Source organism: Nocardia sp. BMG111209 (assembly GCF_000381925.1).
Lineage (GTDB): Bacteria > Actinomycetota > Actinomycetes > Mycobacteriales > Mycobacteriaceae > Nocardia.
This window is the reverse complement of record NZ_KB907307.1, coordinates 1,783,129-1,800,485: the sequence shown is the minus strand read 5'-3', so window position 1 is coordinate 1,800,485 and position 17,357 is coordinate 1,783,129. Positions and strand designations below refer to the sequence as shown.

Genomic DNA, 17,357 nt, shown 5'->3' with positions numbered 1-17,357 from the left:
TGACCTCATCGTCACGTTGCCGGCCGGCCGCGATACCTTCGGCGCCGGAACGCTCGGCACTGTCGGTCGGCGCCTTGGGTCTGCGATCGCTTCGACAGACAATGTGGCCTGGCTCGCCGGATCGTCTGGGACCTACCTCGTCAGTGAGGAGGTAGGGATGGTGGTCCCGCGAGTGATACCAGTCGCTCCACCACGTCGATCAGCGGTCGGCTGGTGTCGATCTCGACTGTCGCCGCCGACCGCAGTAGCGGTTCGATCTCGGCCGTGTCGGCCATGATCCGATCGCGTTCTGCGGCAGCCTTCCCGAACGGATTCGTGTCACGACGCACGATGCGGTCGAGCAACAGTTCGATTGGGGCGCTGAGCAATACGATCTCGTCGAACCGCGGATAGAACGCGACCTGGTTGCTCACGGTGCCCGCGATGAACAGCGGTTCGCCCGACTGTTCATGGTCCGCGATCAGCGCCTCGATTCGCTGCTCGCACCACTGCGGCTCCGTGCCGGTCCCGTCAGGGTGCGGGCGGTCTTCGATCCAGCCTCCGTAGTCGGCGTCCACCACCCGATACCCCCGCTGCTGCAAAGCGATCAGCGCCGTCGACTTGCCGACGCCGGACATCCCCGTCACCAAGATCACCGGCATCAACGGATCGTACGAGAGAACGTGCGGTCGCGCTCGACGTGGGGCCGTCCGACCCGATTCTCGGAGTCGGCCGCATCGAATTATGCTGTGACGGGCAAAATCTCGGTGAATTCCGGCAACGACGGACGCGATGTGCCTGCTGCACCGTCGAACTCGTCCACGACCGGCGCCGAGCGCACGAAAAGGCTACTGGCGCAAGGTATGACCGGGGGAGATGCCGTAGCGGTGCCGGTAGGCCACGGCGAACCGTCCGGGGTTGGTGAAACCCCAGCGAGCAGCGATCACGGCCACACTGTCGTGCCCCGGGCTGGCGGCGGTGAGGTCGCGGTGGGCGCGTTGCAGCCGGATCCGCCGGAGGTACTGCAGCGGGGTGGTGTCGTAGGCGCGGCGGAACGCGTACTGGAGGGCGCGGGCGGAGACCCCGGCACGTCCGGCCAGTTCCGTGATGGTGATCGGACGGTCGGGATGCGCGTGCAGGTGATCGATCGCGCGCTGCATCGCCGGCCCGGACACGGGTGCGGCTGCGTCGGGCACCGCGACGTGGTCGTCGGTGTCCGTGTATGCGGCGGGTGCCGTCACCTCGCAGGGATCCCGGGCCGGTCGGTCGATCGATTCACGATTCATCGGATTTCTCCCATTCGCGGATGACGGTGAGCGGCTCACCACCGCGTGCTTCGCCGCGGATACCCCACTTCGCGGATAAATCGCGCCAGCGGCGACCGCCATCTCGGATGGTGGTCCGCAGCGGACTGTCCGCCGGTGCGAAGGGTGCCCACGGCGGCCGGTCGGAGCCGACGACGTTGCCCGCGATCGATCGGATTCCTCGCAAGACCAAACCCTTCCGCGGAGCTGAGCGAAGTCCCTGCGGTGCTCGACGGTCGCGGAAAGCGCCGACGAGGGCTTCTCGAATCACTCGTTCGTGACCACGTGGTCACGACGCCCGAAGGAGAACGATCATGAAAATCATCCGGCGTTCCGTCGTCGTCACCATCGCATTCGCCGCCGCGCTCGGTATGTCCGGGTGTTCCGGCGACAAGTCCGGGTCCAGTACCACCACGTCGACGACCAGCGCGTCATCCGCCGCCCCCGCCGCTGCCGCCGCCGCGACTCCGGTCGGGCCCGGCTGTCAGGACTACGCCCGGCAGGTGCCGACCGGTGCGGGCTCGGTCAGCGGCATGGCGCAGGACCCGGTGGCGGTGGCAGCCTCGCACAATCCGCTGCTCACGACACTGGTATCGGCTGTATCGGGCAAGCTGAATCCACAGGTCGACCTGGTGGACACGCTGGACGGCGGACCGTTCACCGTCTTCGCTCCGGTGGATTCCGCCTTCGCGAAGATTCCACCGGCGACGATCGATGCACTGAAGACCGATGCGGCCGGGCTCAGCAAGATCCTGACCTATCACGTCGTGCCGGGCCGGATCGCACCCGATCAGATCGCGGGCACGCACAAGACCGTCGAGGGTGGCGAGGTATCGGTGACCCGCAGCGGCGACACCGTGAAAGTGGGTGACGCGTCGGTGATCTGCGGCGGCGTGCAGACCGCGAATGCGACGGTCTACCTGATCGACACCGTGCTCATGCCGCCCGCCTGATCGAACGGCGCGATCATGCCCGAACCAGCAGTGCCCCAACGTGATACGTCGCCGCGGTCGATCCGATGGCCGCGCGCGGCGGTGGCGGGGCTGCTGGCGGCCGCCATGGCGCTCGGCGTCGGTCATCTCGTCGCGGTCCTGATCGATCCCATGTCGTCCCCGTTCTTCGTGCTCGGCGCGACCATGGTCGATCACACACCGCATCAGCTGAAGGACGCCGCGATCCGTCGGTTCGGCAGCCACGACAAGCAGGCGCTGTTCACCGCCATGGCCGCGGTGATGGCGCTCGGCGCGAGCATCGTCGCGGTGCTGGAACGCCGCCGGCCGCTGGGTAGCGCCCTGCTCGTGGCGCTCGGCGGCGTCACTGTCGCCGCCGCGCTCCAACGACCCACGGCCACACCATGGTTCGCGGTGCCGACCGTGGCCGGGGTGGTCTCGGGGATCGTGGTCCTGCGAATCCTGGTGACCGGCACACCGATCCACCGGAGCGGCTCCGCCGTCGGCGTGTCCCGGCGCCGTTTCCTGATCTCGGCGGCGAGCGTGGGCGCGCTGGCGGCGGGCGCGGGCGGGGCCGGGCACATTCTCGCGACGCGCCTGCGCGATATCGGCGTGGATCGAGCCCGCTTTCTCCTGCCCGCGGCCACACCCGCTTCCCCGGTATCGCCGCAGGCTCAACCGCGAATCGACGGCCTCTCGTCTTTCATCACGCCCGATCCGCGCTTCTACCGTGTCGACACCGCGCTGCAACTGCCCGCCCTGAGCAGCGCCGACTGGCGGCTGCGGATTCACGGAATGGTCGACCGGACCGTCGAATTGGACTTCGACCGGTTGCGCGAGCGTTCGGCTGTGGAACGGGTCGTGACCCTCACTTGCGTCTCCAACGAGGTCGGCGGCGATCTCGTGGGGACCGCGCGCTGGCTGGGGTACCCCCTGGCCGAACTGCTCGCCGAGGCCGGACCACATCCCGACGCCGACATGCTGCTGTCGCGCAGCATCGACGGATTCACCGCCGGCACACCGCTTTCCGCCGTGACCGACGGCCGGGACGCGCTGCTGGCAGTGGGTATGAACGGTGAACCGCTGCCCATCGAGCACGGCTATCCGGCCCGGCTGATCGTCCCCGGCCTCTACGGATACGTATCGGCCACCAAATGGGTGGTGGACCTGGAGGTTACCCGGTTCGATCGCTCCTCGGCCTATTGGACCGATCGCGGCTGGTCCGCGCGAGCACCGATCAAGACGGCGTCGCGTATCGATGTCCCGCGCGCCTTCGCGACCGTGGCCGCGGGTGACGTGCTGGTCGCCGGCGTCGCGTGGGCCCAGCACCGGGGGATCGCGCAGGTCGAGGTCCAGGTCGACGACGGCCCCTGGCAGGCGGCCGAACTCGCCGCCGAATATTCGATCGACACCTGGCGGCAATGGACCTGGCGGTGGCGAGCGGTGACCGGCACGCACACGCTGCGGGTGCGCGCCACCGACGGCACGGGTGCAGTACAGGATCAGGCCCGCACCACGCCGTTCCCGAACGGCGCCACCGGCCGGCACAACCGCGTCGTCACGGTCGGCTGACCGGAAAATTCGCCGGGGCTGCCGATCGGTACGTGGACGCGTAGACTGTTCCCGTCGCTCCAGATCCCGGTGACGCCGTGCAGCATTCAGCCACTGGCGAGAGGGTTCTGGTCATGAGCTTTCAATCGAGGGCATCGAAGTCGCAGGTACGACTGCAGGAGTTGCTCAGTGAACTTCAGTCCCGGCTCGAGAGCATCGTCGAAACCCGTGACCGGAGCGAGGAACTGGTCACGACCATCTTGATCCAGACTGCGGGACTCGACCTGGATCAGACGCTGTGCGTGGTGGCGCATGCCGCCGCCGAACTGGTGGATGCGCGCAACGTCAGTGTGGGGGTGTACCGGCACGACGACCAGCTCGAGCCCTTGTCGTGCCGGGATGCGCGATACGAGGACGTCCGCAGTGCCATCCGCGTGGAGATCCGCTCGATCCCCGGCAGGTACCCGGGACCGAGTCCGGTCGTCGAGCGGCCGGGCCCGGTCCGGGCGAACATGTCGATCGTTCGCCCCGGGCCGGCCGGCAGGTCCGTTCTCGAGGTTCCGATCCGGGTCCGGAATCAGGTTTTCGGCAACCTGTCGCTGACCGGCAAGGACGGGGAAGGGCAGTTCAGCGACGACGACGAGGCGGTCGTCGTCGTAGTGGCCATCGCGGCGGGCTTCGCGATCGACAATGCCCTGCGGGCCGAACAGGCGCGTATCCGCCGGGCGTGGACCGGCGCGGCCGGGGACATCGCGACCGCACTGCTGACCGATATCGACGCCGGCGTGGCATTGCGGCTGATCGCCGACACGGCGTCCAGCCTGAGCGACCCCGGCCGCTGTCTGCTGATCGTCCCTCGCGATCCCGAGACGTCGATGCCCGCGGTGGCGGAACTGGTCGTCGTCGATTCGATCGGATCTCGCCGCGTCGACCGCGACGAGGCGCCGGCGGTGCTGGATTCGGCGGTCAGGACGGTGTTCCTCGAGCGGGCGCCACTGCGCTTGGCGGCGCAGGACATCGAGAAGGCAAGCGAGCCCGCATCATTCGGCTCGGTATTGGTGCTGCCACTGCACGGGATCGACTGCCCGCTGGGTGTGCTGGTCGCTGTCCGGCCGGTGGGAGCACCCCCGTTCTCCGACGAGCACCTCGACATGATGACCGTCTTCGCCGATCAGGTCGCGGCGGCGTTGCGGTCGGTGAAGGCGCGCAGGCAATGGGAACTCGACGAACTCGACGAACGTGAGCGCATCGCCGATGATCTCCACGATCAGATGATGCAGCGGTTGTTCGCGGTGCGCGAGTTCCTGCGCGACGCGCTACCGGCCACCGCAGCGCCCGAGGCGCTACGCCTGGGCGGGGCGATCGATGAACTGGAACACGTGGTGCAGCGGGCCTGGATCGCGATGGTCGACGGCCCGCCGATCGACGGTGCGGCCGTCCGGCTCGACCGTGCGCCCGCCGCCGGGCTTTCCGCGGCGGCCCGGATCGGCGAGACGCGCACACCGCCGGCACTCGTGGGGGCGCCGCCTACCGTCACGTCGGCACCGGTCGAGCACCGTGCCGCAGATACTGCGCCGGGTGCCGATCGGATGCCCTGGGCGATTTCCGATTCCGGATAGGTTGCGGTGCGGTTGCTTGTGCGTCCGGCCCGATGCGATGCCCATATTGTCGAAGCGGCGCCGGGGGCGCCGTTCGCAAGGGTGACCTCGACCGGAAGGAACGAGCATGGCTGTGCAGGCTGCGAGCAAGTCGAATTCCAGCAGGTCTCAGACCACGATGAAATCGAAGCGTCGTTCGGAGGCGGAGCTCGGCGCGGGTTTCACGGCCTCCCGCCATCTCGCCGCGGCGTTGCAGCAGATGCTGGTCGATCTGATCGAGATGTCGCTCCAGGGCAAGCAGGCGCACTGGAACGTGATCGGCCACAATTTCCGTGACCTGCACCTACAGCTCGACGAGGTGGTGGCGGTGACTCGCGAATTCGGCGACACCATCGCCGAACGGATGCGATCGCTGCACGTGGCCGCGGACGGCCGCACCGATACCGTCACCGCCACCACCAGCCTCCCGCCCTTCCCGGCCGGTGAGCAGAACGTGGCCACGGTGGTGGACCTGATCACGTCCCGTCTGCACGCCACCATCGACACGGCCCGCAAGATCCACGACAAGGTCGACGCCGAGGACCCGTCCACCGCCGATATCCTGCACCAGGTCATCGACTCGCTGGAGAAGCTGGCCTGGATGGTCGGGGCCGAGAACCGGCGCGCCTGAGCCCGATCGTGAAATGTGCCGGTGGCCTCCGGGAAGTTCGAAGCCGTTGTGTCAGCCCGGGGACGAGGGCGCGCCTTTGCCCTGGGCATCGGCCAGGAGCCGCGCCACCTGCGTCCGGACGTCGGCGGCCGGGAGCGGCATTCCGAACAGCACCCGGATGTACAGCGGCGCCAGGATGAAATCCACCACGCTCAGCCCCGGCGGTACCTGCTCGCCGCGCGCCGCCGCGCGATCCAGCATCTCCTGCAACTGAATCCGGCGCCCGGCGACGAACGCGTCCCGGGCCCGCAGGCCGGGCTCGCCACCGGAGGACAGCGCGATCAGCAGCCGTAGTACCGCCAGACCTTGTGGTCCGAGAATGTCGTCGGCGACACCTGCGGCGTAGGCCTGGAGGTCCCCTTCCAGACTCCCCGTATCGGGCATCGAGGCATGTGTGGTCAGCCACGACGACACCACCTCCGCCGACAACGTCTCCAGATCACCCCACCGCCGATACACGCTGGTGTCGGCGACGCCGGCGCGGGCCGCCACCTCCGCGATCGTGAAATTGCCGTACCCGCGCTCGGCCACCAGCTCGGTCACCGCGGCATGAACGGCCGCCTGTACGCGCGCGCTGCGTCCGCCCGGGCGCCGGACCTTCTCACCTTCGGCCATGGCCCGACACTAACGCCGGATAACCCGGCGTTACCACATCCGATACCGGCCTCGGCGGGTCGGTACTGAATTATGAACGTGGACAGCAGGATTCGGGCCACCTCGACCGCCGGCCGACATCGGCGCACGGATCAGCGGCCCGCCGGATTCCGGCCGGTGAAGGCGAGCAGCCGACGATGGCCGGCGGCCTGTGGTGATTCCGCGATCTCGGCGCCGAACATGCCCGGCTGCCGGAAGCTGTCGAAGCCTGTGCTGCGCATGGTTTCCAGCAGCTGTCCACACAGTGTGTCGTCGATGCGATCGGTGTTGCCCACGGCGACCGCGAGATCGGCACTGTGAACCACCAGTTCGGTCAGATGAACGACCGCCGCCATCGCCCCGGGAACCGGCCCGAACCCCAGACGCACGGTCGATTCGAGCGCGTCGGGCCGATGCCACGCCGTCCCGTCGAGATCGGCCGCGATCGCGAAGGCCGCTCGATGATCGTTTCCGAGCCAATCGTCGTGATGGTCCCGATCGACCACCGCACCGGACAGTTCGGCAGCGAAAATCCGCATCCCACCGACCAGATGATTGAGCTCGAAACCGAGGCTCCACCCCGGACACAAGGAGGGCCCCGCAAGCCGATCGGCCGAGATGTCGATGACAATTCCGGCGGCCATCTCCAGGGCGGCGTCGATGCGATCGATCGGTGTGCTCATGTGCTGACCCAACTCCCGTCCGGGGTCCGGCACTCACCGACCCCACCACTAACGCAGTAATTACCACTTTAGTGGATACCGGGCGATCACGACGGCCCACTGTCCGTTGCGGACGAAGCTCAGGACACACTGCCGAACGCGGCGCCGACCACGGACTGTCGGTCAGATCGCCTTGGCGAGTGGGTCGATGCCCATCAGTCCGGCGAGGTTCGCGCCCATGATCTTCTTGCGGTCGTCGAGTTTCAGTTCTTCGAGTTCGTCGACCCAGGTCACCGGATCGAACATGCCCTCGGGATGCGGGTAGTCGGAACCGAAGACGACGTTGTCGACCCCGACCGCTTCGACCAGGCCGAGCACGTCTTCCTCGTGGAACGGGTGGACGAAGATCGATCGCTTGAATGTGGTGATGGGGTTCTCGTCGAAGGACTGGGGTGTCCGGTCGTAGACTTTCTGGAGGGTGTCGAGCAGGGGGAGTACCCACGAGCTGCCGTTCTCGACCGGCATGAACCGCAGTTTCGGGAATCGGGTGGCCAGGCCGTGTCCGATGATCGACGCGACCATGTCCTTGATGGTGCGGGATTCGGCGTGCAGGATCTCGTAGAAGGCCGAGTTGCGCCGCTTGAACGGCAGGAATTCGCCCTTGTTGCCTTCCCATTCGTTGAGGTAACGCTGGAAACCGTCGTCGGAGGCGTGCATGCCGACGAGTACACCGGCCTCTTCGACCCGCTTCCAGAACGGATCGAATTCCGGCAGCGCGAAGGACCGGCGGCCGCCGCGGGTGTCGGGTACGGGGGCGGGCCGGACGAGGATGACGCGTGCGCCGCGTTCGACGACGCGGTCGAGTTCGCGGATGGCTTCGTCGACGATCGGCAGGGTGATCACCGGGGTGGGGAAGATCCGGTCCTCGACGTTGAACGACCAGTGTTCGTACATCCATTCGTTGAGTGCGTGGACGACGATGTGGGTCGACTCGGCGTCGTCGGCCAGGCGTTCCTCGAGCAGGCTCGCCAGGGTGGGCCACATGAGGGCGCGGTCGAGGCTGAGCTCGTTCATCAGCTCGAGCCGGTCCTGCGGGTTGAAGAAGCCGGGCAGTGCCTCGATGTACCGGGGGGGATCGGTGAGGACCTTGTCGCCGGCCTTCGGCGCCTTGACGCGTGAGGACGGGTTCTTGAGCTTGAACTCCACCTCCTGCGCTCCCGGCGGCGCGACCTTGTTGAAGGTCGGGTTGGGGATGTATTCGCTGATGGTGTTGCGCAGCGCGATCTTCGTGCGCCCTTCGACCTGGACGTACTTCACCAGTCCGGCATGGCTTTCCGGCAGGTACTTGGTGAACGCGTCGGTCGTCTCGTACATGTGGTTGTCGGCGTCGAAGACCGGGAAATCCAACGTCCTGGACATCAGCGATACCTCCGGGGTACTCGGCATGGACTGTCCGGCCCCACGATAGCCACGTTACTTAACGATGTCTAGTTTTCCAGCTTAACGGCGTTGAATTACCGAAGGTGCGTTGAAAACCGTTGCGGCAGTTCAGGATTGCTCGGCGATCAAGGCCTTCCAGCCGGTCATCATCGCCTCGACTTCGAGTCGGAACAGCCTTTCGGGACTGTTCGGCGTAGCCTTTACGGCCTTCCTGAGATTCGGCTGTCCGCGTCGGCCGTCGAGTCCGAGGCGTTCGCGCAGCGGCTGGCGGCGGGAATATGTCATGGCGGAGCCGAAGGCGAGCATTTCTATGCTGTCGATGATCGGATAGCACAGTTGTTCGGGAACGCCGGCCTCGAACATCAGGGTCACGATGTACTCGCGGGAGGGATTGTCGAGGGCTTGTCCGTGTGGTCGCAGGAGCGGCGCCACGTTGGGATGCGCCAGCAAGGCGGAGTAGTAGCGTGTCACCGATACTGTGACGTATTCCTCCCAGGTCCCGCCGGTGATGGTGGGGAGTATCTCTCGTGCCAGTACCGATTCGACGACGCCGCGCAGGATCGCGTCCTTGTCCGCGAAATGGTGGTAGAGGGCGGTGCCGGTGACTCCGAGTTCGGTGCCGAGCCTGCGCAGACTCAGGGCGGTGAGTCCCTCGTCGTCGATGATCTGCAGTGCTGTGGTGATCACTTCTTCGGGGTCCACCAGGGGAACCTTCGGGCGTCCCATCCGCCAGTTGCCTCCAGTCGCCAGAATGTCGCCGCCGCGCGACGGCCCCCGAATCGTCGAATCCTGACAGGTTATAGCACCGAACGGCGCGCACATCCGGGGCTGCGCCACAGATGTCGCTCCCAGTTCCGACTCGCGCGCCGGGCGGCCGGGTGTGCAGAGAGTTACCGGAACAGTGCTGCGCCGGCGGCTTCGAGGTCTTCGGGTTGTGCGTCGCTGTAGACGGACAGTGTCATGGTGGGTTCGTGGCCGTGCCAGGCGGCGACGATGTGGACCGGGATGCCGCGGGCGAGCATCAGGGAAACCGAGGTATTGCGCAGGTGCTTCAGGGGGACGCGCGCGGAGTCGGTGAAATTCGCCGCTGTACCAGTCGGGGTCGACGGGTGTTCCGTCTTCGTGGACGGCGATCAGTTGATCGTCAGTCCAGGTCATGCCTCGTGCCCGGCATTCTTGTTGCTGCAAAAGTTTGAGTGCGTCGAGGGCTTCGATGATGTCCGCCGGTGGCGGAAGGTCCCGACGGCTGCGACGGGATTTGGGCAGGTTTTCCTCGATATCGGGTCGACTCGGACTCGTCCGCGTAGGACGACAGGATCCAGCAGGCGTAGAGGCGTTCGCCGCGGACATATTCCCGGAACTGCTGGACTTCGGTCAGTGTCCACGTTCGAGCGATGATCGCGTTGCGACCACCTCGTCGATCGCACTTCGCGCTGCCGCGAGGGTCGCGCGGTGGTGAAGTATGGCGTCGAGGGACATGAACTGTTTCGGAGTTCGCCCGAGGCCGATCACCGAATACGGCTCAGACTTTCCTCCGAACAGCTCGATCAGCAGCCAACGTGCGGCCATGGCCCCCTGCCCGTCCGGTCGATCTACTCGCTCGTCTGATCAGAGCGGCTCTGCGCCAACCGGATTGGTTGTCAACTGTACCGGGCCGAGTTGCACGGCGCAGAGTTCGCTCCTCTCGCGACCGGCGGCCCTGGTCTTCCGGAGTCTTTGTGCCACAGCGAATCTCGAACTCCGCATCGCTTCACTTCGATCGGATGGTCGATCCGGAGTCCCCGAACACTGTTCCTCAACGGTATAGGCCGGGTCTGCTGTCGAGACGGGATGGTGGATCGCGGCTCAGTCGGCCAGTACGGAAGCGAGTCGGATCAGGCGGTGGTACTGCGGGCCTGCGGTGCGGGCGGCGACGTCGGCGAAGACGGCGTCGGCTCCGATCAGGACGCGGGGGCGGCGGCGCTCGGCGCCGGTGAGTATCGCTTGCGCGGCAGCGGGGGCGGTGGTTCGAGCGACATGATGCTCGAATCGGTCGATCATGTCCGGTAGGTCGACATCCGGTGCGTGCAATGCCGATCGGGCGATCGAGGTGTGTACGCCACCGGGGTAGACGGCGGTCACCGATACCCGGGCCGGAAGTAGCTCCAGGCGTAGCGATTCGGCGAATCCTCGTACCGCGAACTTGCTGGCGGCATACGGTGCGTGGTCGGCGACCCCGGCGAGTCCCAGTGCGGACGACAGGACCACTATGCGGCTGGGGGCGGCGCTACGCAGGTGGGGGAGGAATGCTGACACCGAGTGGACCACGCCCCAGAAGTTGATGTCCATGACCGTCGCGAACTGGTCTGCGGGTGTCGATTCCACGCTGCCTACGTGCAGGACGCCCGCGGCGGTGACGAGCATGTCGGCTCGACCGAACCGTGCCACGGTCGCCGCCGCGAACGCCTCCACGGCGGACCGGTCGCGTACATCGAGCCGGGACACCTCGACTTCACCGGGGCCGCTGCACAGTCGGCGTGTCTCGTCGGCGGCTGTCGAATCTATGTCGGCCAGAGCAAGTTTCGCGCCTCGGCGGCTCAACTCCAGCGCGACCTGCCGCCCGATCCCGGAACCTGCACCCGTCACCGCGACCACCGCACCCGCGAACGGATCCCTCCGTGAGTTGTGCAGCACCCCTCGCGTCAGTCCACGCAACTTCTTGCCGACACCACCCCGAACACCCATGACCCCACGATACGGTCGCTGGCCGCTGATCTGCGCGCCGAAGTGCCTCCAGCAGGGCTGCAGACGGGTCAGTCGTAGCGACGCCACGACTTCGGTTGCCCCGCGGGGGTCACCGGCTCGGCGTGCTGTCTGGTCCAAGGCGCTGAGTACACCGACGGGCGATGACAGGATCCGACGTCGGCGACAGGGGTCGGCCGGATCCTCCGGGCACCGGTCTGCACGATGATGTTTACCGAATCCTGTTCCGCAACAATGCTTTCGGAGCGGATGTGTGGTCGGCACTGCGTGCCAGCAACGCGGTCAGCACCCGATACCGGTCATCGGTTGACCGCCCCGCGACCTACATCGTCCATCACCGGCCGAACCCGACCGAATCACCCACCCAATCGTTCGTCTCGAAATAACCCGGACGTGTGGCTGGTCACCCACCCTTCTACAATCACGGCGATGACAGCCGAGCGCACCGGCCGATGGCCGGTATGGCTGACGCCGAACCTGCGGGTGCTGTGTGCAGTCAGCTTTCTCGCCGACACCGCGAGCGAACTGGTGTACCCGGTCCTGCCGATCTTCCTCACCACCGTTCTCGGCGCGCCCGCGGCCGTGGTCGGCGGAGTGGAAGGAGCAGCCGAGGCCACGGCCGCGCTGACGAAGATCGTCGTCGGACGTCTCGGGGATCGTCGTCGTAAACGGCCGCTGATCGCCGTCGGCTACGCATTGGCGGCTCTGGGCAAAATTATCGTCGCCGCCGCGATGATCTGGCCGCTCGTACTGGCCGGCCGCTGCGTGGACCGCCTCGGTAAGGGTGTCCGCAACGCACCGCGTGACGCACTGCTCATGGTCGGCGCCGACCCCACCCGCAGGGGTCGCATCTTCGGTATTCACCGCGCCGCCGACACCGCGGGTGCGGTTGTCGGACCGGCGCTGGGGCTGGGCCTCTACGAACTGCTCGGCCACCACATCCGGCCGTTGCTGATGATCGCTGTCGTGCCGGCATTCGCGGCCGTTGCTCTCGTTGCCGCTGTTCGCGAAAAACCGCCCACCGTAACGACATTCGCTGCCGACTCGGCAGTGGTGGATACTCCTGGCCGGTTGTTGCCGGCACGGTTGCGTACGGTGATCACGGTTCTGACGGTGTTCTCACTGGTTAACTTCCCCGACTCCCTGCTGTTGCTGCGCGCTCACCAGCTCGGGTTGTCGGTGGCCGGGGTGATCGTCGGTTACATCGCGTACAACGCCGCCTACGCCCTGCTGTCGTATCCGGCGGGCGCCGTCTCGGACTCGCTGCCACGGCACTTCGTTTTCGCGGGCGGGCTGGTCTGTTTCGCTGTCGGCTACCTCGGTCTGGGCCTGGCGCATTCTCCTGCCTGGGTTTTCGTCGTCCTGCCCGTCTACGGCGGATTCGCCGCGGCGACGGACGGAGTCGGCAAAGCCTGGATCGCCGACCTCGCTCCCGCCGCTCACCAGTCCACCGCTCAAGGGGTCTACCAGGGGCTCACGGGCGCTGCGGTACTCGTCGCCGGGCTGTGGGCCGGTCTGTTCTGGCAGACCGACGGCCGCACGCCGCTGCTGATCTCCGGCAGTGTCGCACTCGTACTCGCCGTCGTGCTCGCCCTGACCGGCAGTCGTCTGTCGCGGGCGGGTGTAGCACACGGTGACGTGGCCCCGGTCGGCCGGTAGCCGGCGAAGCCGGATTCGATACGGGGCTTTCGGCCTGGTCGGCTCGGGCCCTCGTACTCCTGCGTACGGTACTGCCAGGGTACGAGACTCGATCCGTACGCCAGACCGATAGGTCCGGGTTGATCGAGGTGAGGACGGACCATCATGTCCGAGAATTTTCCTGTGTATCCGGTGGCGCTGCGAGGCGATCTCGACGAACCGCTGTCGCGGTGGCTGTGGCTGGTCAAATGGTTGTTGGCGATACCCCATTTCATCGTGCTGTTCGCATTGTGGATCGCCTTCACCGTGCTCACGGTGGTTGCCGGAGTAGTGATCCTGTTCACCGGACGGTATCCGCGAAAGATCTTCGACTTCAACGTCGGCGTCCTGCGCTGGTCGTGGCGGGTGCAGTTCTACACCTACGCCGCCCTGGGCACCGACAAATACCCGCCTTTCACGCTCGGTGCCGCCGATTATCCGGCAGATCTGGAGATCGACTATCCGGAGCGGCTCTCGCGGGGGCTGGTTCTCGTCAAATGGTGGCTGCTGGCGATCCCGCACTATCTGGTGGTTGCGGCACTGGTGGGTGGCGGCGCCACCCTGGGTGGCAACCACGACAGCAATACGGCGATTCCGCTGCTTGGTGTGCTGGTGATCATTGCAGCGGTGGCGCTGCTGTTCACCGGCCGCTACCCCGGTCGGCTGTTCGATTTCGTGATGGGCGTCAACCGATGGCTGTACCGGGTCATCGCGTATGCCGCTCTGATGCGCGACGAGTACCCGCCGTTCCGCCTCGACCAGGGTCCTCGCGAGCACGACTGAACGCACTCACGATTGCCTGCCCCGGCGAGGGCGGCCCTCGCCGGGATTCAGCCCCTTGCATCGAGCCGATCGCCCGAGTGGCTCGGAACCGGAAGTGCATGATTCGCATCGCGGGGAGGGCCAGGGACCAACGGCACTTGTTCCGGCGACCACCGGATCTGTGATCGGCGCCGGCCTACGAGGCAAGCTGAAGGTCACCTCCGCGATGGTGTTCTCGGCGGAGGGTTACCTCACAATTCGGACGAGGAGGTCGGGATATGCGTGCGAAGCCTGGTGACTGGCTGGTTGTCGAAGCCCGTATCGTCGACGGCCCGGCGCGCCGCGGTCTCATCGAGGAGGTGCACGGCATCGACGGCACGCCGCCGTTCCTCGTCCACTGGTCCGATACCGGCCACCGCGCGCTCACCTTTCCGGGACCCGACGCCCGTGTACTCACCAGCGGGGACCTGGACGTGGCGGAAGCGGAGGTGTGGGCACGCTACACGGCCGGGCAGCACAGCACTCGGAGCAGGTGAACGGTACCGATCCGAGCCGGACAGGGTGCAGCGGGCGTTGCCGAAACAGGCAGGAGGCGAACGCGAGAAACGTGCGAAAAACATTGCGGCCGAAGGCAAATCGCTTGCGGCCGTCGCGCTGGGTGAGGTGTCGGACACGATGGTGGTGCACTCGCTCGCAAATCAGCTGTACCACCGGCCGATCACGACGCGAACAGCGATTCCGGTCAGTGAGCCGAACCCCCCGAGGAGTTGTGAAAACGATGTCCGCCACCATGCCCCGAGAACTCGCCGGGATCACCGTCCGCCGGGCCTGCAGGGATTCGCCACCGAATCCGAACTCGTGCTTCGACTCCCCGACGACGGCGTGACGGGCGAGACGAGGCCATGATGAGCAGGCAAGCGGGTTCACCGCCGCCGAGTGACCGGCCGGTGGGTTCGCCACTGCCCCCGCATCGGCAGGGGCGGTGGGTGTGGATCATTCCGATCGCGATAATTCTCGTAGTGTTCGTGGGAACGGTGTGGCTGTCGGGCCTGCGTACTCCGGCGCCGAGTACGCGCACGCTGAATTACAGCGAGTTTCTGTCGGATATCGACTCGCGCCAGATCAAGACCGCCACGATCGAATCGTCCGGCAAGGTCACCGGAACCCTGAACGACGGAAAGGCATATACGACCGCCGTGCCGGCTCAGGCCGGCGCGGGACTGCTCGACCGGTTGGAGAAGGCCGGGGTTACCATGACGGCCACGCCGCCGGATACCGGCGGGTCCGTCGGCTCGCAGATTCTGACGTGGGTCCTGCTGCTCGGCCCGATCGCGCTGGTGATCTGGTGGTTCCGGCGCCTCGGTCGTGGCGCCGGACAGGCGGCGGGCGGGGCATTCGGGGGTGTCGGGAAATCCAGGGCCAAGGTGTTCGACACCGAGCGGCCGGCCACGACGTTCGACGACGTGGCGGGCTATGCCGGGCCCAAGTCGGAGATCAATGAGGTTGTCGATTTCCTGCGCGCGCCGGAGCGATACCGTCGCGCGGGTGCGGTTGCTCCCCGCGGGGTGCTGATGATCGGACCGCCGGGCACCGGCAAGACTCTGTTCGCACGAGCGGTGGCCGGGGAGGCCGACGTGCCGTTCCTGTCGGTGACCGGGTCGAGTTTCGTGGAGATGTTCGTCGGTGTCGGCGCGGCCCGGGTGCGGGACCTGTTCGCGGAGGCGCGTAAGCGCGCGCCCGCGATCGTCTTCGTCGACGAGATCGACGCGCTCGGGTCCCGCCGTGGCGGTACGACGGTAATGGTGGCCAACGACGAACGTGAGCAGACGCTGAATCAGCTGCTGGCGGAGATGGACGGATTCGATCCGGCTGTCGGTATCGTCGTGTTGGCTGCCACCAATCGGCCCGAAGTGCTGGATCCGGCGCTGCTGCGTCCGGGCCGGTTCGACCGGCAGGTCACCATTCCGCTGCCGACGCTCGCCGAACGGGCAGCGATCCTGGCAGTTCACTGCCGAGCCAAACACCTCGCCCCCGACGTCGACCTGCAGGTCGTGGCGCGTGGCACGCGGGGGTTCTCCGGAGCGGATCTGGCGAACCTGGCCAATGAGGCGGCGATCTGCGCAGTCCGTGACGACCGGGAGGTGGTTCGGGCGGCCGACTTCGACGCCGCCCGCGATCGGATCCTGCTCGGTCGTCGGGAAGGATCCAACGTGCTGCTGCCGGAGGAGAAATATGCGGTGGCCGTGCACGAGAGTGGTCACGCGCTGGTCGCCGCGCTGTCGGCGCATGCCGATCCGGTGGCCAAGGTCACCATCCTGCCCGCGGGCCAGACTCTCGGCACCACCGAGCAACTGCCGCTGGTCGAACGGCATCTTTACGGCGAGGATTACCTCACCGACAACCTCACTGTGCGTCTCGGTGGCCGGGCCGCCGAGCTGGCCGTCTTCGGGCACGGCTCCACGGGCGCGGCCAACGACCTGTCCCAGGCCACGGAACTGGCGATCAAGATGGTCCGCGAATTCGGCCTGTCGGCCGCGCTGGGACCGCTCGGATATCCGCAGGGCGGATCGGTTTTCCTCGGCGGCAACAATGCCCTCGACCGGCGAGACCGATTCTCGCCGGGTCCGCGGGACGAGCCGCGCGCGCCCGGTCACCGGTATCCCGAAATGCAGCCCGCGATCGGTCCATCGCACCCGCTCCTTTCCGGCGAATACGCCGATTCCATTTCCAGTGCACAGGACCGATCCCCGCCGCGACAGAGTCGCAATTCCACAGGCGGCGATGGCCTTCGGCCCCTCGCCTGCGACAGTCGTACGGAGGGTGCAATCCGAGGCACACCGTGAACCGCGCTCAGAACAGCACCATGGTGCGCGCGGGCTGTTTGCTCATGGCGGTGCCGGCGGCCCGACCGCGTCGCCGGGACGCCGCCGGGCCGAAGGTCCTTCCGAGGTGAGGGCCCATGGCCCTCACCTGCACCTCGGTGGATCGGCAAAGGTGGGTATGCCGGTAGCCGAGACGATGCCGGCACCAGGTCACCACTTGTGGACGGAACGATTCCGGCCCGGCCGAACGAAACAGGACAGACGCGATCATGGGAACCCTCACGGCATCTCGGCACGACGCGCGGACCTCCGACACGGAGATCGCACCGCTGGCCGAACCTGCGCTCGTACTGGGAGCCGGCATGCTGGCGGCCGCGGTCGCCTGCGTCGGCCGGATACCCGGGTGGGCAGACGATTACGGCGCGTTTCTGGTGTTCTTCGCGCTGATCCTGCACCTGGCGCTCGCGGTCGGGGTGCTGCGCTGGGGCTGGCAGTTGCGTCAGGGGCGGTGACCCTCGCCTCGAATCC

The 17,357-nt window shown here is 66.9% G+C and carries 17 protein-coding genes and 1 pseudogene; 9 read left to right on the top strand and 9 right to left on the bottom strand.

The annotated features are described in order from the left end of the window. Positions 1–140: 140 nt before the first annotated feature. Together G361_RS0108200 and G361_RS0108195 are read right to left on the bottom strand one after the other, a co-directional pair. Positions 141–641, bottom strand: a complete 501-nt coding sequence (locus G361_RS0108200) for an AAA family ATPase (protein ID WP_019926584.1) — start codon at positions 639–641, stop codon at positions 141–143. Positions 642–827: 186 nt separating this feature from the next. Next, entirely contained in the window at positions 828–1,265 is a 438-nt protein-coding gene (locus tag G361_RS0108195) for a helix-turn-helix transcriptional regulator (protein ID WP_019926583.1), read from the bottom strand. Between the two features lie 332 nt (positions 1,266–1,597). Between G361_RS0108195 and G361_RS0108185 the strand changes: the two genes are divergently transcribed. The 4 genes from G361_RS0108185 (at position 1,598) to G361_RS0108170 (ending at position 6,052) form a co-directional block, all read left to right on the top strand. Next, the gene (locus G361_RS0108185) at positions 1,598–2,236 is read left to right on the top strand and encodes a fasciclin domain-containing protein (RefSeq protein WP_019926581.1); all 639 of its coding nucleotides are present in this window, start codon (positions 1,598–1,600) and stop codon (positions 2,234–2,236) included. 15 nt (positions 2,237–2,251) lie between these two features. Beyond that, positions 2,252–3,805, top strand: coding sequence for a molybdopterin-dependent oxidoreductase (locus G361_RS0108180; RefSeq protein WP_081635324.1), 1,554 nt, complete (start codon positions 2,252–2,254; stop codon positions 3,803–3,805). 113 nt (positions 3,806–3,918) lie between these two features. Beyond that, complete coding sequence (locus G361_RS42760; protein ID WP_081635323.1) at positions 3,919–5,403, top strand: GAF domain-containing protein; 1,485 nt, start codon at positions 3,919–3,921, stop codon at positions 5,401–5,403. 157 nt (positions 5,404–5,560) lie between these two features. Next, positions 5,561–6,052, top strand: coding sequence for a Dps family protein (locus tag G361_RS0108170; protein WP_019926578.1), 492 nt, complete (start codon positions 5,561–5,563; stop codon positions 6,050–6,052). Positions 6,053–6,103: 51 nt separating this feature from the next. Here G361_RS0108170 and G361_RS42755 read toward each other — a convergent pair whose 3' ends face one another. The 7 genes from G361_RS42755 to G361_RS0108135 form a co-directional block, all read right to left on the bottom strand. After that, on the bottom strand, positions 6,104–6,706 hold the full coding sequence (locus G361_RS42755; protein WP_019926577.1) for a TetR-like C-terminal domain-containing protein: 603 nt from the start codon (positions 6,704–6,706) through the stop codon (positions 6,104–6,106). Between the two features lie 131 nt (positions 6,707–6,837). After that, on the bottom strand, positions 6,838–7,407 hold the full coding sequence (locus G361_RS0108160; protein ID WP_019926576.1) for a TIGR03086 family metal-binding protein: 570 nt from the start codon (positions 7,405–7,407) through the stop codon (positions 6,838–6,840). 162 nt (positions 7,408–7,569) lie between these two features. Continuing rightward, on the bottom strand, positions 7,570–8,805 hold the full coding sequence (locus tag G361_RS0108155; protein ID WP_155981360.1) for an amidohydrolase family protein: 1,236 nt from the start codon (positions 8,803–8,805) through the stop codon (positions 7,570–7,572). A 129-nt stretch (positions 8,806–8,934) separates the two neighbouring features. Beyond that, a complete protein-coding gene (locus G361_RS46745; protein WP_196814441.1) occupies positions 8,935–9,528 on the bottom strand; it encodes a TetR family transcriptional regulator in 594 nt (197 codons plus the stop codon). A gap of 188 nt (positions 9,529–9,716) precedes the next feature. Further along, complete coding sequence (locus tag G361_RS49215; RefSeq protein WP_019926573.1) at positions 9,717–9,848, bottom strand: hypothetical protein; 132 nt, start codon at positions 9,846–9,848, stop codon at positions 9,717–9,719. Positions 9,849–10,200: 352 nt separating this feature from the next. Further along, positions 10,201–10,395 (bottom strand): GAF domain-containing protein, encoded by a 195-nt coding sequence (locus G361_RS50235; RefSeq protein WP_019926572.1) that lies wholly within the window; start codon positions 10,393–10,395, stop codon positions 10,201–10,203. Between the two features lie 276 nt (positions 10,396–10,671). Further along, positions 10,672–11,550, bottom strand: coding sequence for an SDR family oxidoreductase (locus G361_RS0108135; RefSeq protein ID WP_081635321.1), 879 nt, complete (start codon positions 11,548–11,550; stop codon positions 10,672–10,674). Between the two features lie 447 nt (positions 11,551–11,997). Here G361_RS0108135 and G361_RS0108125 point away from each other — a divergent pair, with 447 nt between their 5' ends. From G361_RS0108125 to G361_RS0108105, 5 genes and pseudogenes are all read left to right on the top strand, one after another. After that, positions 11,998–13,227 carry an MFS transporter gene (locus tag G361_RS0108125; RefSeq protein ID WP_019926569.1) on the top strand — a complete coding sequence of 410 codons (1,230 nt, stop codon included), beginning with the start codon at positions 11,998–12,000 and terminating at the stop codon, positions 13,225–13,227. A gap of 162 nt (positions 13,228–13,389) precedes the next feature. Further along, a pseudogene (locus G361_RS0108120) lies at positions 13,390–14,028 on the top strand (DUF4389 domain-containing protein); the annotation flags it as partial. 257 nt (positions 14,029–14,285) lie between these two features. Next, complete coding sequence (locus tag G361_RS0108115; RefSeq protein ID WP_019926567.1) at positions 14,286–14,543, top strand: DUF1918 domain-containing protein; 258 nt, start codon at positions 14,286–14,288, stop codon at positions 14,541–14,543. A 366-nt stretch (positions 14,544–14,909) separates the two neighbouring features. Next, on the top strand, positions 14,910–16,850 hold the full coding sequence (ftsH, locus tag G361_RS0108110) for an ATP-dependent zinc metalloprotease FtsH (protein ID WP_369797880.1): 1,941 nt from the start codon (positions 14,910–14,912) through the stop codon (positions 16,848–16,850). A 248-nt stretch (positions 16,851–17,098) separates the two neighbouring features. Continuing rightward, positions 17,099–17,341: a hypothetical protein gene (locus G361_RS0108105; RefSeq protein WP_019926565.1), complete on the top strand. Its 243-nt coding sequence runs from the start codon at positions 17,099–17,101 to the stop codon at positions 17,339–17,341. Positions 17,342–17,357: the final 16 nt, after the last annotated feature.

Coding starts and splice junctions, on each gene's coding strand:
- G361_RS0108200 (WP_019926584.1), bottom strand. CDS start 641: ATGCCGGTGATCTTGGTGACGGGGATGTCCGGCGTCGGCAAGTCGACG.
- G361_RS0108195 (WP_019926583.1), bottom strand. CDS start 1,265: ATGAATCGTGAATCGATCGACCGACCGGCCCGGGATCCCTGCGAGGTG.
- G361_RS0108185 (WP_019926581.1), top strand. CDS start 1,598: ATGAAAATCATCCGGCGTTCCGTCGTCGTCACCATCGCATTCGCCGCC.
- G361_RS0108180 (WP_081635324.1), top strand. CDS start 2,252: ATGCCCGAACCAGCAGTGCCCCAACGTGATACGTCGCCGCGGTCGATC.
- G361_RS42760 (WP_081635323.1), top strand. CDS start 3,919: ATGAGCTTTCAATCGAGGGCATCGAAGTCGCAGGTACGACTGCAGGAG.
- G361_RS0108170 (WP_019926578.1), top strand. CDS start 5,561: ATGAAATCGAAGCGTCGTTCGGAGGCGGAGCTCGGCGCGGGTTTCACG.
- G361_RS42755 (WP_019926577.1), bottom strand. CDS start 6,706: ATGGCCGAAGGTGAGAAGGTCCGGCGCCCGGGCGGACGCAGCGCGCGC.
- G361_RS0108160 (WP_019926576.1), bottom strand. CDS start 7,407: ATGAGCACACCGATCGATCGCATCGACGCCGCCCTGGAGATGGCCGCC.
- G361_RS0108155 (WP_155981360.1), bottom strand. CDS start 8,805: ATGTCCAGGACGTTGGATTTCCCGGTCTTCGACGCCGACAACCACATG.
- G361_RS49215 (WP_019926573.1), bottom strand. CDS start 9,848: ATGCTCGCCCGCGGCATCCCGGTCCACATCGTCGCCGCCTGGCACGGC.
- G361_RS50235 (WP_019926572.1), bottom strand. CDS start 10,395: ATGGCCGCACGTTGGCTGCTGATCGAGCTGTTCGGAGGAAAGTCTGAG.
- G361_RS0108135 (WP_081635321.1), bottom strand. CDS start 11,550: ATGGGTGTTCGGGGTGGTGTCGGCAAGAAGTTGCGTGGACTGACGCGA.
- G361_RS0108125 (WP_019926569.1), top strand. CDS start 11,998: ATGACAGCCGAGCGCACCGGCCGATGGCCGGTATGGCTGACGCCGAAC.
- G361_RS0108115 (WP_019926567.1), top strand. CDS start 14,286: ATGCGTGCGAAGCCTGGTGACTGGCTGGTTGTCGAAGCCCGTATCGTC.
- ftsH (WP_369797880.1), top strand. CDS start 14,910: ATGATGAGCAGGCAAGCGGGTTCACCGCCGCCGAGTGACCGGCCGGTG.
- G361_RS0108105 (WP_019926565.1), top strand. CDS start 17,099: ATGGGAACCCTCACGGCATCTCGGCACGACGCGCGGACCTCCGACACG.